The 15,515-nt window shown below is 68.8% G+C and carries 13 protein-coding genes; 4 read left to right on the top strand and 9 right to left on the bottom strand.

Features of this window, described 5'->3' with window-relative positions:
- Window positions 1–84: 84 nt before the first annotated feature.
- From AUL33_RS08665 to AUL33_RS08655, 3 genes are all read right to left on the bottom strand, one after another.
- The gene (locus tag AUL33_RS08665; protein ID WP_062206627.1) at window positions 85–1,077 is read right to left on the bottom strand and encodes an ABC transporter permease; all 993 of its coding nucleotides are present in this window, start codon (window positions 1,075–1,077) and stop codon (window positions 85–87) included.
- A 106-nt stretch (window positions 1,078–1,183) separates the two neighbouring features.
- The gene (locus tag AUL33_RS08660) at window positions 1,184–2,674 is read right to left on the bottom strand and encodes a sugar ABC transporter ATP-binding protein (protein WP_192843162.1); all 1,491 of its coding nucleotides are present in this window, start codon (window positions 2,672–2,674) and stop codon (window positions 1,184–1,186) included.
- A gap of 57 nt (window positions 2,675–2,731) precedes the next feature.
- A complete protein-coding gene (locus AUL33_RS08655; protein ID WP_062206624.1) occupies window positions 2,732–3,679 on the bottom strand; it encodes a substrate-binding domain-containing protein in 948 nt (315 codons plus the stop codon).
- A gap of 355 nt (window positions 3,680–4,034) precedes the next feature.
- On the opposite strand from AUL33_RS08655, the gene AUL33_RS08650 reads away from it, so the two are divergent.
- The 3 genes from AUL33_RS08650 to AUL33_RS08640 all read left to right on the top strand — a co-directional run bounded on the left by AUL33_RS08650 (window position 4,035) and on the right by AUL33_RS08640 (window position 7,733).
- Window positions 4,035–5,069 (top strand): alcohol dehydrogenase catalytic domain-containing protein, encoded by a 1,035-nt coding sequence (locus tag AUL33_RS08650; RefSeq protein ID WP_062206622.1) that lies wholly within the window; start codon window positions 4,035–4,037, stop codon window positions 5,067–5,069.
- Window positions 5,070–5,071: 2 nt separating this feature from the next.
- A complete protein-coding gene (locus AUL33_RS08645; RefSeq protein ID WP_062206620.1) occupies window positions 5,072–6,697 on the top strand; it encodes a glycerol-3-phosphate dehydrogenase/oxidase in 1,626 nt (541 codons plus the stop codon).
- A 64-nt stretch (window positions 6,698–6,761) separates the two neighbouring features.
- Entirely contained in the window at window positions 6,762–7,733 is a 972-nt protein-coding gene (locus AUL33_RS08640) for a carbohydrate kinase family protein (RefSeq protein ID WP_062206618.1), read from the top strand.
- A gap of 41 nt (window positions 7,734–7,774) precedes the next feature.
- Here the strand turns inward: AUL33_RS08640 and AUL33_RS08635 are convergent, their stop codons facing one another.
- On the bottom strand, window positions 7,775–8,107 hold the full coding sequence (locus tag AUL33_RS08635; protein WP_082652443.1) for a DUF1294 domain-containing protein: 333 nt from the start codon (window positions 8,105–8,107) through the stop codon (window positions 7,775–7,777).
- 249 nt (window positions 8,108–8,356) lie between these two features.
- On the opposite strand from AUL33_RS08635, the gene AUL33_RS08630 reads away from it, so the two are divergent.
- Window positions 8,357–9,679, top strand: a complete 1,323-nt coding sequence (locus tag AUL33_RS08630; protein WP_244492074.1) for an AarF/ABC1/UbiB kinase family protein — start codon at window positions 8,357–8,359, stop codon at window positions 9,677–9,679.
- Window positions 9,680–9,712: 33 nt separating this feature from the next.
- Here the strand turns inward: AUL33_RS08630 and AUL33_RS08625 are convergent, their stop codons facing one another.
- The 5 genes from AUL33_RS08625 to hutF are packed head-to-tail and all read right to left on the bottom strand — an operon-like array spanning window position 9,713 to window position 15,396.
- On the bottom strand, window positions 9,713–10,258 hold the full coding sequence (locus AUL33_RS08625) for a HutD family protein (RefSeq protein WP_062206616.1): 546 nt from the start codon (window positions 10,256–10,258) through the stop codon (window positions 9,713–9,715).
- 38 nt (window positions 10,259–10,296) lie between these two features.
- Complete coding sequence (gene hutU, locus AUL33_RS08620; RefSeq protein ID WP_062206614.1) at window positions 10,297–11,967, bottom strand: urocanate hydratase; 1,671 nt, start codon at window positions 11,965–11,967, stop codon at window positions 10,297–10,299.
- On the bottom strand, window positions 11,964–12,779 hold the full coding sequence (gene hutG, locus AUL33_RS08615; RefSeq protein WP_062206612.1) for an N-formylglutamate deformylase: 816 nt from the start codon (window positions 12,777–12,779) through the stop codon (window positions 11,964–11,966). The genes hutU and hutG overlap by 4 nt, the downstream gene beginning before the upstream one ends.
- Complete coding sequence (gene hutI, locus AUL33_RS08610; protein WP_062206610.1) at window positions 12,776–13,987, bottom strand: imidazolonepropionase; 1,212 nt, start codon at window positions 13,985–13,987, stop codon at window positions 12,776–12,778. Before hutI ends, hutG begins: the two co-directional genes overlap by 4 nt.
- 35 nt (window positions 13,988–14,022) lie before the next feature.
- Window positions 14,023–15,396 carry a formimidoylglutamate deiminase gene (hutF, locus tag AUL33_RS08605; RefSeq protein WP_062206608.1) on the bottom strand — a complete coding sequence of 458 codons (1,374 nt, stop codon included), beginning with the start codon at window positions 15,394–15,396 and terminating at the stop codon, window positions 14,023–14,025.
- Between the last annotated feature and the right edge of the window lie 119 nt (window positions 15,397–15,515).

The following is a 15,515-nucleotide window of genomic DNA, read 5'->3' as shown; positions in this document are numbered from 1 at the left end:
AAGCGTCCGCGCCCGGTTCCGACAGCCCCTTCCTCGTCCACGATGCCCGGGCGGGCGGGCCCGCTCGGGATGCGGTGTCTCGGTTCAGCTGCGATGGCGGCGTGCGAGGTCGACGAGAATGGCGACGAGAACGACGAGGCCGACGATCACCCGCTGCCAGAAGCCGGAGACGTTGAGGAGCACGGTGCCGTTGGCGAGCATCGCCAGGAGCAGGGCGCCGAGAACGGTTCCCACGATCGTGCCCTGCCCGCCGCGAAGGCTGGTACCGCCGATGATCGCGGCGGTGATCGCCTGGAGCATCCAGCCCTCGCCGACCGAGGGCTGGCCGGCGTCCATGCGGCTGGCATAGAGCATGCCCGCCAGCGCCGCGAACATGCCGGCCAGTCCGTAGACGAGCAGCTCGACGCGGCGGATGCGGATGCCCACCAGCGTCGCGGCGTCGCGGTTGCCGCCGATGGCGAAGATGTTTCGGCCGAACTTGGTGTGCCGCAGCATCCAGATCAGGATCGCGGAGGCGACGAGGAAGAACCAGACGGGCACCGGCAGGCCGAGAAGTTCGCCCTGGCCGAAGACGCGGAACTGCGCGCCGAGCGGGCGGATCGGATAGCCTTCGGTGATGACGAGGGTGAGGCCGGCGAAGATCTCGCCGGTCGCCAGCGTCACGATGAACGGGTTTAGCCTGAGATAGGCGATGAGGAAGCCGTTGACGAGGCCGAGGCACATCCCGAAACCGGCCGCCAGCGGCAGCACCAGATAGGGATGGACGCCGACCGCCGTCAGCAGCAGCGAGCCGATGATCGCCGAGAGCCCCGCCGACGTGCCCACCGACAGGTCGATGCCGCCGAGGAGCAGCACGAGCGTCTGCCCGAGGGCGACGAGACCGACGAAGGCGGCGGCGCGTGCGACCACGGTGAGATTGTAGCTCGACAGGAAGTTCGGCGCCGCGATCGACAGGAGGATCGTGAAGGCGACGAGCGCGATGAGGATGCCGCTCGCCTCCCAGGACTTGAACCGGGACAGGAGGGATGGTGCGGCGGCCCGTCGCCTGCGACCTTCGGCCAGAACGGTGTTGGTCATGACGATGCCTCTTGGAAATGGGATCGGGTCGAAAGGAGAGCGGGCCGGCCGTTCGCCTCTCGCCCGCGACTGTCGGTCTTTGAGGACATGCCGGCCGGAGCGCGGCTCAACTCATGGCGAGCTGCAGCAGCGCTTCCTGGGTCATGTCCTCGGTGCGCGGCGTGCCCTTCACCCGGCCTTCGTGCATCACGACGATCCGGTCGGAGACGTTGAGGACCTCCTCGAGCTCGGACGAGATGTAGATGATCGACAGCCCCTGCGCGGTCAGAACGTCGAGGACGCCCTGGATCTCGGATTTGGCGGCGACGTCGATGCCGCGGGTCGGCTCGTCGAGGATGAGGATGCGCGAATTCTTCGAGAGCCAGCGGGCGAGAATGACCTTCTGCTGGTTGCCGCCCGACAGGCTGGTGATGGGGTCGCCCGGCGAACCGATCTTGATGCGCAGCTTGTCGACATAATCCTCGACGGTGCGCCCCATCGCCGCGAAATCCATCCAGGCGGGCCTTCGAAACCGGTCGAGCGTGGCGATGGTGAGGTTCTCGGCGATCGAGAGCAGCGGGAAGATCCCCTCCTGCTTGCGCTCCTCCGGCAGGTAGACGAGGCCGCGCGCGATGGCATCGGCGGGATCCGCGACGGGGCGCGCGTCGCCGAAGATTTCGACCGTTCCCGCCTGCGGCCGCGTCAGCCCGAAGAGGCATTTGGCGACTTCGGTGCGGCCGGCGCCGATCAGGCCGGACATGCCGAGGACCTCCCCCTCGTGCAGCTCGAACGAGACGTCCTCGAACTCGCCGGCGCGCGTCAGGCCGGACACCTTGAGCACCACTGGCCGGTCTTCGAGGCGGCGCGGCATGTGATGCGAGAGGACGACGTCGCGCCCCGCCATCAGGGACACCATCTCCCCCTTCGTCGCACGCCTGGGGTCGAGTTCGCCGACGAAGGCGCCGTCGCGCAGCACGGTGATGCGGTCGGCGAGCATCAGGATCTCGTCGAGCCGGTGCGAGATGTAGAAGACCGCGCCGCCGCCCTCGCGAAAGCGCCGGATGAAGGCGTAGAGCTTCTCGGTTTCGCGCATCGTCAGCGCCGCGGTCGGCTCGTCGAAGATGAGGATTCGCGCCTTCGTGGCGACGGCGCGGGCGATCTGGACGAGTTGCTGCTGCGCCTTCGACAAGGTTTCGACGCGTGCCTCGCCGTCGATCGTATCGTCGACGGCATGGAGGTGGGTCAGCGCCTCCTCGCGCGTGGCGCGCCAGTCGATGCGAAGGCCGCGCGTCACCTCGGCGCCGAGCAGGATGTTCTCGCAGACGCTGAGCGCCGGCACGAGGTTAATCTCCTGCGGCGCGATGGCGATGCCGGCGCGCTGCGCCTCGCCCGGCGAATGGAACTGCGCCTCGGCGCCGTCGACGTGCAGCGTGCCGGCGGTCGGGCGCATTCGTCCGCAGATGACGTTCATCAGGGTCGACTTGCCGGCGCCGTTCTCGCCGATGATCGCATGGACCTCGCCGGCCCGGATCGAGACGCTGACGTCGCGAAGCGCCTGCACCACGCCGAAGCTCTTGGATACGCTGCGCGCCTCGAAGGCGGTGGCGATGGCGTCCATCGAGATCCCTCCTTGGCCAGCGGCCGGGCGCGCTGGCGCGCCCGGTCCCGCCCGACGTTACATCGAGTCCTTGGTGATCAGCCGCGAGCCGGTGTTGTGGTCCATCGGGATCGTGTGGTTCTGGTTCATGGCGACCATGTACTTGACCGCCCAGTAGCCGATGTCCCACTGGCGCTGGGCCTTCAGCGCGGTGATGACGCCCTCCTTCACGAAATCCACGGCCTCGGGCAGATCGTCCATGCCGACCACGGCGACGGTGCCCGCCTTGCCGGCGTTCTGCACGGCGCGCGCGATGCCGATCGGGTTGGAGGCGTTGCAGCCGAAGAAGCCCTTGATGTCGGGATGGGCCTGCAGCGCGTTCTCGGTCAGCGACACGGCATTCTCGAGAACGTCGTCGTCGGGCTGCTCGAAGACGATCTTGACCTTCGGGAACTCCTCGAGCGCCTTCTTGAAGCCCTTGATGCGCTCGACATGGTCGGTGGCGGTGAGCGAACCCGAGAGGACGCCGACATTGCCCTCGCCGCCGATATGCTCGGCGAGGAACTTGCCGAGATCGTAGCCGTCGCCGAAGCTGTCCTTCTGGCCGACGAAGGCGAAGTCCGGCGAGCAGAACGAGTTGAACGTAATCGTGTTGACGCCGGCCTCGCGCGCCTCGCCCAGGAGCTGGACGTTGGTGGCCTGATCGAGACACGCGACGGCGAGGCCGTCGGGCTTGCGGCCGATATTGGCCTCGATGCGCTGGTTCTGGTCGGCGACGTCGGCCTGCGGCGGCTGATCCCAGATCATGTTGATCTTGATGCCCTCCTTGGCGAACTCGTCCACCGCGAACTGGCCGCCCTGGCGCACCACGTCGTACCAGGGATGGATGACCTTCGGGATGAAGACGAAGGTCAGCTCCTTGTCGATCGGCTTGATCAGGTCCTGCTGGCTCTGGGCCAGCGCCGGCAGTGCCGTGCCGATCAGCGTGCAGCCGATGAGGACGGCCGACAGAGTTCCATTCCGCATGTTCGATTTCCTCCCGAAGCGGGCCAAGGCCCTGACGTCAGCGGATGGTCGCCATCCAGCCTTGCGGCGACCGTCTCCCGCGGCCCTTGACGCACAAATGATCAACCGAACGGCAGATGTTCGTCAACACATTTGTTCATCGCCGATCGTTTTTGCACCGGCTTGGCCGAATGCTCTACGCGTGCATGGTCGAATATCTTTGATGTGGGTGCGAGTTTCTGCTGTAAACTTGGCAGCTTGCACTGCGTCCAAGCCCCATCAAGCATCTGAACATTTTACATTTGCAAATCACATAAAATCGGCCTACCCCTGCCAAACCGCGCTGCCCAGCGTCCTGGTTCGAGGGATCCGATCCATGAAAGCCGCCCTCCTGCGTGCCCCCAACGACGTGCTCTTCGACGATATCGCGGACCCCGTCCCCGAGCGCGGCGACCTTGTGCTGCGCGTTCGCGCCGCCACGATCTGCGGCACCGACATCCGCATCGTCACCGGGCGCAAGACCATGGGCGTGCGCTATCCCAGCGTCCTCGGCCACGAATTTTCCGGCGAGATCGTCGACAACGGCGGATCGACCCGCTTCAAGGTCGGCGACGCCATCTGCGTCGATCCCGCCATCGCCTGCGGACATTGCGCCTATTGCCGGCGCGGCGCCGAGAACCTTTGTGCAAACCTTACCGCCATCGGCTACGAGGTCGACGGGGCGTTTGCCGAATACGTTCGCATTCCCGGACGGGCGCTCGAGACCGGCAACGTCTTTCCCATGCCCGCGGGCATCAGCTTCGAGGAGGCGGCGCTCGCCGAGCCGCTGGCCTGCGTGATCAACGGGCAGGAACGGGTCGGCGTCGAGCGCGGCGATGTCGTCGCCATTCTTGGCTCCGGCCCGATCGGCCTGCTCCACGTCAAGGTCGCCCGCCTGTCGGGCGCGCGCCGCATCATCGTGTCCGAGCCCAATGCCGGCCGGCGCGCCGCAGCGCTCGCGGCCGGCGCCGACATCGTGGTCGATCCCGTCGCAGAGGACCTCTCGGCGATCGTGCGGGCTGAGTCCGGGGGCATCGGCGCCGATGTCGTGATCGTCGCCATCGGCGTGCCCTCGCTCGCCAACGATGCGCTGGGGCTCGCGCGCCTTCGTGGCCGCGTCAGTCTCTTTGCGGGCTTCTCGAAGGGCGAGATGGCCGCGCTCGACGTCAACGCCATCCACTACAACGAGTTGATCGTCACCGGATCCTTCGGCCTGTCGCGGCTTCAGTTCGAACAATCGCTGAACCTGATCGCCTCCGGCCAGCTCGATACCAAACCCTTCCTCACCCACCGCTTCGCCCTGCCGGCGATCTCGGAGGCACTGGCGACGGCGGCACGCGGCGACGCCATCAAGGTCGCCATCGTATCCTGACAATGACCGCGTTCGAACCGCTCCCCGTCACGCCCCGGCATGTCAGCGTCGCCATCATCGGCGCGGGCATCAACGGCGTCGGCACGTTCCGCGACCTCTGCCTGCAGGGTGTCGACTGTCTGCTGATCGACCGCGCCGACATCTGCTCGGGTGCGAGCGAGGCCTCGTCGCGCCTCATGCATGGCGGGCTCAAATATTTGGAGACCGGCGAGTTCCGGCTGGTGCGCCAGTCCGCCGAGGAGCGCAACATTCTCCTGCGCAACGCGCCGCATGTCGTGACCCCGCTGGAGACCGCCCTGCCGATCCGGTCCTGGTTCGGCGGCATCGTGCCCTCGATCCGCCGCTTCCTCGGCCTGTCCGCCAGGCTCAACGACCGCGGCGTCCTCATCACCAAGCTCGGGCTGACGCTCTACGACGTCTTCGGACGGCGGTTCCGCGCCATGCCGGTGCATCGCTTCATCGGACGGCGCCAGGCGCAGGCCGAACTGCCGGGGCTCGACCCCACGATATCAGCCGTCGGCCTCTATTACGAAGCCCGGCTCGACCATGCCGAACGGCTCGGCTTCGAACTCGTGGAGGATGCCCTCGCCGACCATTCCGCGAGCGTGGTTCGCACCTATGCCAGCGTTCGCGGCACGGCCGGCGGCGTCATCGAGATCGCCGATACGCTGACGGGCGAGACCAGCCGGTTCACCGCGGATGTCGTCGTCAACGCGGGCGGCGCCTGGATCGACGGCGTCAACGCCGCGCTCGGCCTGAACAGTCGCTACATGGGCGGCACGAAGGGCTCGCACGTGGTGGTGGACAGCCCCGCGCTTCTGGCGGCGCTTGGCGGGCGCATGGTCTATTTCGGCTCGGCCGACGGGCGCGTGAACCTCCTCTACCCGTTCAAGGGCAAGGTGCTGATCGGCTCCACCGACATTCCCGTCGGCGATCCCGACGAGGCGCAAGCGAGCCGGGCCGAGACCGACTATCTCATCGCGGTCGTGGCCGAGGTGTTTCCCGCCATCCAGCTCAGCCGCGAGGATGTCGTCTTCGCCTTCTGCGGCGTTCGCCCTCTGCCGCGTGCCGATGTTTCCGATCCCGGCGCCATCAGCCGCGATCATTCGATCGCCGAGGACAAGCTGCCGGGCACCGAGATCCCCGTCCTGTCGCTGATCGGCGGCAAGTGGACGACCTATCGCGGCTTCTCGGAAGAGGTGACGGATCGCATCCTCGCCCGTCTCGGTCGCCCGCGCCTGGCCTCCACCGCCGAACTGCCCATCGGCGGGGGGCGCGGTTTTCCGCGCACCGCGCCGGAGCGCGCGCGCCTCGTCGCCGAACTGGCGGGCTCGGCGAACGCCGACGCCGATGTCGGCGAGCGGCTTCTCTCGCGCTACGGCACGCGCGCCCGAGCGGTCGCCGCGGCGATCGGCGGATCGGACGGCGAGACGCTGGCCAGCCTGCGGGACTATCATGTCGCGGAGATCGCCTGGATCGCCTCGAACGAGCGCGTTCGCACGGGCGACGACATCCTGCGCCGGCGCACCGACATCGCGCTGCGGGGCCTCGCGAGCGCCGAGGCGCGGGCCGAGATCGAGGCGATCCGGGCCGGATGCGAGATCAAGACGGCCTCGCCGTCGCCCTGAGGCGCGCGCGGGGATCTGAGAGACGGATCGGGAAGGGATCCGAGATTTCTGGGAGGGAACCACCATGCGCTACGACTACACGTCGATCGGCTTCTACACGTTCGACTGCCTCGGCCGCCCCGTCGGCGCCATTCCGCCCGGCGGGGGAACCCTGTTCATCGACGAGATCGCCATGGCGGTGTCGGGCGCGGCGGGCGCGGCCGTCATCGCCGCCGCCAAGCATGGGCTGTCGTGCCTGGCGGTCGGCGGCGTCGGCGACGACCTGATGGCCGACTGGGTGCTCCAGCGCCTGCAGCATTTCGGCGTCGACGTCTCGACGATGCAACGCCTGAGCGGCGTCGGCACCTCGTCCTCGATCGTGCTGACGCGCGCGGACGGATCGCGCCCGGCGCTGCACATGCGCGGCGCCACCGGCGCCTTCGTCATTCCCGAGAGCGCCGTCGATCAGGTGCTGGACGCCAAAGTCGTCCATATCGGCGGCGTCGGCCTGATGGATCGCATGGACGGCGAACCCTCGGCCCGCCTCTTCGCCGAGGCGCAGCGGCGCGGCGCCGTCACGACGGTGGACGTCTTCGCCGCCACGGAAAAGGACCTCGCCAACGTCGCGGGGCTCCTCCCCCACACCGACTATTTCCTGCCCTCGATCGAGGAGGCCCGCGTTCTGTCGGGGCTGGAGGACATCGACGACGTCGCCCGCTTCTTCCTCGACAAGGGCGTGACCTGCTGCATCCTGACGCTCGGCGAGAACGGCGCCTACTACCGGCACTCGAACGGCGACCGCTTCCTGATGCCGGCCTTCGACATCGAGATGATCTGCTCCTGCGGCTGCGGCGACGCCTTCAACGCCGGCATCGCGACCGGGATCGTGCGCGGAATGGACCCCGAAAGCATGGTCCGCTTCGCGCAGGCGACCTCCGCGCTCAACGCCACCGGCCTCGGCAGCCAGGCGGGCGTCACGAGCTTCGAGGAGACGCTGGCCTTCACCCGGCGGCCGACGAAGCTGCAGGCGCCGACCGCTCACGCGCAGGTCGCTTGAGGGCGACGACGGGGCGGCGGCCGGCCGCCGACACCTCGATCTCAGCGGCCGGCTTGGCCGGCAACAGGCGTTTCCGTCAGCGCCGTGAAGCCGGCGATGATGCGGTCCGGACCGGCAACAGCTGCCACGGCCAGAAGCCCGATCTGCAACACGACGATCCCGATGAGGCGCGAGCGGAACGGCTCCTTGCGCGTCTTGTGGCGAACCATCCGCTGCGCGAGGACCGTGCCGATCGAGCCGCCGATCAGGGCGAGCCCGAGCAGCTTGCGCTCCGGGATCCGGCGGTGGCCGGCTTCGGCCTTCGCCTTGTCGAGCGCCATCGCGCCGTAGGCCGCGATGTTGACGATCACGAAATACGCGGCGACGAACGGCATGCGATGCTCCAAATTGTCGAGAAGAGGATAGCCAGGCCCGCATGAAGATTGTGATGCGAACGACAAGCCGTTCCACGCGATCACGCTGATGTCCGAGGGGTCGCGGATCGCGTCCGGCGTGCGGGGTCCCCATGCCAGACGATGGGTCGCAGGCGCCGGGCGTTGCCTTCGGCGCGGGTGGACGCAGGTCTGGGGCGACGAGCCGCGTGCCATACATATCTCCCGGCGCGCCCATCGAAGGATCCTCCCTTGGCGCCACGCAATCCCCGTTCCGACGGTTCCTCGGTCCCCAGTCGCCGCCTGTCGCGGCTCGCAAGGCTCGGCGGCATGGCGGCGGGCGTGGCGGGCGGCATGCTGATCGAGGGTGCCGGTCGTCTGGCGCGCGGCGAGCGACCGCGTGTCGAGGACCTGCTGCTGACCCCTGCCAACGTGCTGCGGGTGACCGGCCAGCTCGCCCATCTGCGCGGCGCGGCGATGAAGATGGGTCAGCTGATCTCGATGGAGGCCGGCGACGTCCTGCCGCCCGAACTCGCATCGATCATGGCGCGCCTTCGCGCCGACGCCGAGCCGATGCCACGCCACCAGATCCAGGCCGTGCTCGACCGGGAATGGGGGCCGGGCTGGCTGGCGCGGTTCGAGAGCTTCTCGTTCCGGCCGGTCGCCGCCGCCTCGATCGGGCAGGTGCATCGAGCCCTGACGAGAGACGGGCGGGACATCGCGATCAAGATCCAGTATCCCGGCGTCCGGCGTTCGATCGACAGCGATGTCGACAATGTCGCGACGCTCCTGAGGATGTCGGGCATCGTGCCGCGGCATCTCGATGTGGCGCCGCTTCTCGGCGAAGCCAAGCGGCAGTTGCGCGAGGAGGCCGACTACCGGCGCGAAGCCGACTGCATCGAGCGCTTCGCCGTTCTTCTGAAGGACGACCCGGACTTCGTCATCCCCCTCGTCCACCGCGATCTCACGGGCGAGAACGTCCTTGCGATGACCTATCTCGACAGCGTGCCGATCGAGACGCTGGAGCAGGCTTCGCAGGCCGAGCGCGATCGCGTGGCGGCGCGTCTGATCGATCTTGTCCTGCGCGAACTCTTCACGTTCCAGCTGATGCAGACCGACCCGAACCTCGCGAACTACCGCTACGAGCCGACGAGCGGGCGCATCGTCCTTCTCGACTTCGGCGCGACTCGGGCGTTTCCCGCAGCCTTCGCCGAGGATTGCCGTCGGCTGGCGGCGGCGGGCCTCGGCAACGACCGGCCGGGCGTGCGGTCGGCGCTCACAGTGATGGGCCTCATCGACGAGAGCGTGCCGCAGCGCCATCAGGACAAGGTCATGGCGATGTTCGACATGGTGAGGGCGTCGGTCCTGCGCTCGGACGTCTTCGATTTCGCCGACACGACGATCCTCGGCCGGCTTCGCGAGCAAGGCATGGAATTTGCCGGCGAGCGCGACGGCTGGCGCCTGCCGCCGACCGACGCGCTGTTCCTCCAGCGCAAGGTCGGGGGAACCTATCTCCTCGCCGCCCGCCTCAAGGCGCGCGTCGACGTGAAGACGCTTGTCGCGCGGTATCTCTGAAGCTCCGCGAGCGCGGGACCCTCCGGGCATCCGTCAGTCTCCCGAGGGATCGATCTCGATGAGGTAGGCCGCCAGCGCCTCCGCCCCGATGACGATGGGCCGCCCGTCCGGCGCCTCGAACGCGACGGCGTCGCCGGGGCCGGCTTCGATCACCGCCTCATCGACAGCGATCCGGCAGGCCCGCAGGGGGATCACGAAGCACCAGCGACCGCGAAGCTCGATGACGCCGGCTCGAAGCTCTGCCAGCGCAACACGATGGCGGCAGACGCCGCGCCGCGTCATCACGTTGAGATCGGTAATTGCCCCGTCATGAAGCCGGGCGCCCGTCGGTGCGTCCGCCGGAAACGCCAGCGGGTCGGACCCCGCCGTCAGGCTCCGTCGCCCCATCCCTTCGATCTCGAGATCCATTCCGTGTCCGGTGAGAACGGCGAGCGTGCGGTCGACGCCCTCGAACCGCGAGAACGGGCCGTCATGGGCGACGCTCGCCATGCTGATCCGCCAGTCGAACCCGGCAAGGTCGGCGCCCGGCGGATGGACGGCGATCTCGATCGTCTCGCCGCCGCCGTTCTTCCAAAGCATGCGCCGGTGATCACTCGCGCGCAGGAGCCGGCCACGGCTCACCGCAGGATGGCGGGCAGGTCGAGCCCCTGCTCGCGGGCGCAGTCGAGGGCGATCTCGTAGCCGGCATCGGCATGGCGCATGACACCGGTGGCCGGGTCGTTCCACAGGACGTTGGCGAGCCGGCGCGCCGCATCGTCGGTGCCGTCGGCGCAGACCACCATGCCGGAATGCTGGGAGAAGCCCATGCCGACGCCGCCGCCGTGGTGGAGCGACACCCAGGTCGCGCCCGACGCGCAATTGAGCAGCGCGTTGAGTAGCGGCCAGTCGGAGACGGCGTCCGAGCCGTCCCTCATCGCCTCCGTCTCGCGGTTCGGCGAGGCGACGGAGCCCGAATCCAGATGGTCGCGGCCGATGACGACGGGCGCCTTCAGCTCGCCGGTGCGCACCATCTCGTTGAAGGCGAGACCGAGGCGGTGGCGGTCGCCGAGCCCCACCCAGCAGATGCGCGCCGGCAAGCCTTGAAAGGCGATGCGCTCGCGCGCCATGTCGAGCCAGTTGTGCAGATGGGCGTTGCCGGGGGTGAGTTCCCTAACCTTGGCGTCGGTCCTGTAGATATCCTCCGGGTCGCCCGAGAGCGCCGCCCAGCGGAACGGGCCGATGCCCCGGCAGAAGAGCGGCCGGATATAGGCGGGCACGAAGCCGGGGAAGTCGAAGGCGTTCTCCAGTCCCTCGTCCTTGGCCACCTGCCGGATGTTGTTGCCGTAGTCGAGGGTCGGCACGCCGGCGGCGTGGAAGGCCAGCATGGCCTCGACATGGGTGCGCATCGAGGCGCGCGCGGCGCGCTCAACCGCCTTCGGATCGCTCTCGCGCCTGGCCTTCCACTCGGCCATCGTCCAGCCGGCGGGCAGGTAGCCGTTGATCGGGTCGTGCGCCGAGGTCTGGTCGGTGACCATGTCGGGCCGGATGCCGCGCCGGACCATCTCGGGCAGGATCTCGGCGGCGTTGCCCAGCAGCCCGACGGATTTCGCCTCACCCGCCGCCGTCCAGCGCTCGATCATCGCCAGCGCCTCGTCGAGCGTCTCGGCCTTCTCGTCGACATAGCGGGTGCGCAGGCGAAACTCGATCGAATCCGGATTGCACTCGACGGCGAGGCAGCACGCCCCGGCCATGACGGCGGCGAGCGGCTGCGCGCCGCCCATGCCGCCGAGGCCGCCGGTGAGGATCCAGCGGCCCTTCAGGCTGCCGCCGTAATGCTGGCGCCCGGCCTCCACGAAGGTCTCATAGGTGCCCTGCACGATGCCTTGCGTACCGATATAGATCCACGATCCGGCGGTCATCTGGCCGTACATGGCCAGACCCTTCTTATCCAGTTCGTTGAAATGGTCCCAGGTCGCCCAGTGCGGCACGAGGTTGGAATTGGCGATGAGGACGCGGGGGGCGTCCCTGTGGGTGCGGAAGACGCCGACCGGCTTGCCGGACTGGACGAGCAGCGTCTGGTCCTCGTCGAGATCGCGAAGGCTTGCGACGATGCGGTCGAAATCGTCCCAGGTCCGCGCGGCCCGACCGATGCCGCCGTAGACCACCAGTTCGTTCGGGTTCTCGGCGACCTCGGGGTCGAGATTGTTCATCAGCATCCGCAGCGGCGCTTCCGTCAGCCAGCTCTTGGCCGTCAACTGGGTCCCACGGGCCGCCCGGACCTCGCGGATGTTGTGGCGGGGGTTGCTCATGCGGAACGGTCCTTCAAGGCAAGGGAAAGGGCGACGGCTTCGAGGCGCGTCAAAACGGCTTGGAGAACGGGGCGAAGCCGCGCGGCGCGCACCTCGTCGAGCGCGAAGGGCGGCGTCTCCGTTGCCAGATGGGAGATCTGCGCGAGTTCCATCTGAACGGCATTCACCCCGCGCGCGGGCTCGCCATAGACCCGCGTCGTCCAGCCGCCGCGAAAGCGCCCGTTCAGGACGTGGGAGTAGCCCGTCGCATCAACGCAGGCTTCCAGCACGGCGCGCTCGATGGCGGGATCGCAGGTCTTCCCGCCATCCGTGCCGATGTTGAGATCGGGCAGCTGCCCATCGAAGAGGAACGGCACGCGCGCGCGGATGGAATGGCAGTCGTAGACCACGGCGACGCCGTGTTCCTCCCGCACCCGCGCGATCTCGGCTCGCAGCGCCGCGTGGTAGGGCGCGTGGAACCGCGCGAGGCGCTCCGCGATGTCGGCCTCGGTGGGCTCCTCGCCCTCGCGCCAGATCGACACGCCGTCAAAATTCGTGATGGGCACCAGCCCCGTCGTGTTCTGGCCGGGATAGAGGCTGGCACCCGCCGGATCGCGGTTAGCGTCGATGCAGTAGCGGTGGAAGGTGGCGCGCACGATGCTCGCCCCCGGCAGCAGCCCGTCATAGAGGCGGTGGATGTGCCAGTCGGTGTCGCGAAGGACGCGGCCCTCCTCGCTCAGCCGTGCCTCGATCTCGGGCGGAACGAACGTGCCCGTATGGGGGAAGGCGAGGATGATGGGCGATGTGCCCCGGTGCAGCTCGAAGACGGTCATCGGCCGGTTCTCTCTCCCTGGAAGTAGCGGGCGTGCAATGGGTTGAAGCCGATGCGGTAGACGAGTTCGGCCGGGCTTGCGATATCCCAGACCGCGAGATCGGCGGACTTGGCCGTCTCGATCGTGCCGGTCTCGGCCAGGAGCCCGAGGGCGCGGGCGGCCTCGCGGGTCGTGGCGGCCAGGCACTCCTCCACGGTCATGCGGAAGAGCGTCGCACCCATGTTCATCGTCAGGAGCAGCGAGGTGAGCGGCGAGGTACCGGGGTTGCAGTCGGTCGCCAGCGCCATCGGCACGCCCGCCCGGCGGAAAAGCTCGACGGGAGGCGCCTTCGTCTCGCGGATGAAATAGTAGGCGCCCGGCAGGAGCACGGCCACCGTTCCCGACGCGGCCATGGCCGCGGCATCCTCGGCGTCGGCATATTCCAGATGGTCGGCCGAGAGCGCGCCGTAGCGGGCCGCCAGCGCCGCGCCGCCGGCATGCGACAGCTGCTCGGCATGGAGCTTCACTGGCAGACCGAGCGCGCGCGCCGCTTCGAAGACGGCCTCCATCTCGGCAGCGGAAAAGGCGATGCCCTCGCAGAACCCGTCCACGGCATCGACGAGGCCGCGCCGATGCGCCTCGCGAAGGCCGGGGATCGCCACCTCGGCGAGATAGTCGGCATTGCGGCCCTTGTACTCGGCGGGGGTCGCGTGGGCGGCGAGCCAGCTCGTCGCGATCCGCACCGGGCGCAGGGTCGCCAAGAGGCGCGCGGCTTCCAGCATCCGGCATTCGGCTTCGATCTCCAGCCCGTAGCCGGACTTGATCTCCACCGTCGAGACACCCTCGGCCAGCAGCGCGTCGAGGCGCGGCAGCGCGGTGTCCGCGAGATCCCGAACCGAGAGGGCGCGTGTCGCGGCGAGCGAGGCGACGATGCCGCCGCCCGCCCGCGCGATCTCCTCGTAGCTCGCGCCCGACAAGCGCATCTCGAACTCGCGGGCCCGGTTGCCGCCATGCACGAGATGGGTGTGGCAGTCGATGAGGGCCGGCGTCACCCAGCGGCCGCCGAGGTCCACCGTCTCGGCCCCCTCCACCGCCGGCAAGCCGGCGCGTGGCCCGGCATAGGCGATGCGCCCGGCCTCGATCAGGATCGCGCCGTCCTCGACGATCCCGAGACCCTGCGTCCCCTCCGCAAGGGTCGCGAGGCGCGCATGGGTCAGAAGTCGTTTCATGCCGGTGTCCTCGATGGAAAGGTACTGGCGAGCCGTCAGGCCCGCAGCTTGGCCAGGGTGCGCGCGAAGGCGGCATCGATCTCCGCCTCGGCCGAATGGGTGTGGTCGCGAATGACGAAGCGCCCGCCGATGATCACGTCGCGCACCGCACCGTCACCGAGCGCGAAGATCCAGCGATCGAGGATCGCGTCCCCCTCCGCCATGGCGAGGAACGGCTCCGTGCCGTCGAGAACGAGGAGATCTGCGGGGGCGCCGATCCCGAGCCCGTGGGTGAACTGACCCGCCGCCTGCGCCCCGCCGGCGAGCGCGCCGTCCAGAAGCGAGCGGCCGACCGAGGCACCCGGCGCGGCGGCCAGCCGGTTGCGACGCCGATCGCGCAGCCTCTGGCCGTATTCGAGCAGCCGAAGCTCCTGCGCGACGCTCGTGGCGACATGGCTGTCGGTGCCGATACCGAACCGCCCGCCGGCGGCCAGGAACCCCGTCGCCGGAAAGAGACCGTCGCCGAGATTGGCCTCCGTCGCCGGGCAGAGGCCGGCGACCGCACCGGAGCGGGCGAGACGAACCGTCTCGGCCTCGTCCATCTGCGTGGCGTGAATGGCGCACCAGCGGGCGTCCACCGGCATCTCGTCGAGCAGCCATTCGACCGGGCGGCGTCCGCTCCAGGCGAGGCAGTCGGCGAGTTCGCGCTCCTGCTCGGCGACGTGGATGTGGATCGGCCCGCCCGTGCGCTCATGGCCGAGGATCGCATGCATCTCGCCCGGCGTCGCGGCCCGCAGCGAATGGATGGCGAGCCCCAGCGTCGCGCCCGCTTCGCGGCACGCCGGCGCCAGCGCGTCCAGCAGCGCGAGGAACCCGTCGACATCGTGCAGGAAGGGGCGCTGCCCCTCGCCGGGCGCCGCGCCGCCGAAATTGGCGTGGGCGTAGAAGACCGGAAGATGGGTCAGGCCGATGCCGGTGCGTCCGGCGGCGACAAGAATGCGCCGCGAGGTCTCGGCGGCGTCGGCATAGGGCGTGCCGTCCGGTCCGTGATGGAGATAGTGAAACTCGGCGACGCGCCCGAAGCCGCCCTTCAGAAGTTCCATATAGAGCTTGGCGGCGATCGCCTCGATATCGTCCGGCCCCATCAGCGCCAGGATGCGGTACATCTCCGTGCGCCACGTCCAGAAACTGTCCTCGCCCGTGCCCGCCACTTCCGCCAGCCCCGCCATGGCGCGCTGGAAGGCATGGGAGTGAAGGTTCGTCAGAGCTGGCACGACTGGGCCGGACAGGCGTTCGGAGCCTCCCGCATCGCCCGAGAGGTCGATCGAGGCGATGCGGCCCTGCCCGTCCAACTCCAGCACGACCTCCCGCGCCCAGCCATCGGCGAGAAGCGCGACCGGGCAGAAGAGGCGGCGGCGATGGGGGGGCATTCTCGGCGTCTCCGATCAAGTTGCCTATACAACATTGACGAAGACCTCTGGAATTGCAAGCCGGGATCGGGCAGGTTCGACCGCGAACCGCTCGTCGGATCGTCGCCCGCATCGCACCC

It is taken from the genome of Aureimonas sp. AU12 (assembly GCF_001463705.1).
Taxonomy (GTDB): domain Bacteria; phylum Pseudomonadota; class Alphaproteobacteria; order Rhizobiales; family Rhizobiaceae; genus Aureimonas.
This window is presented reverse-complemented; position numbering and strand designations above follow the sequence as displayed.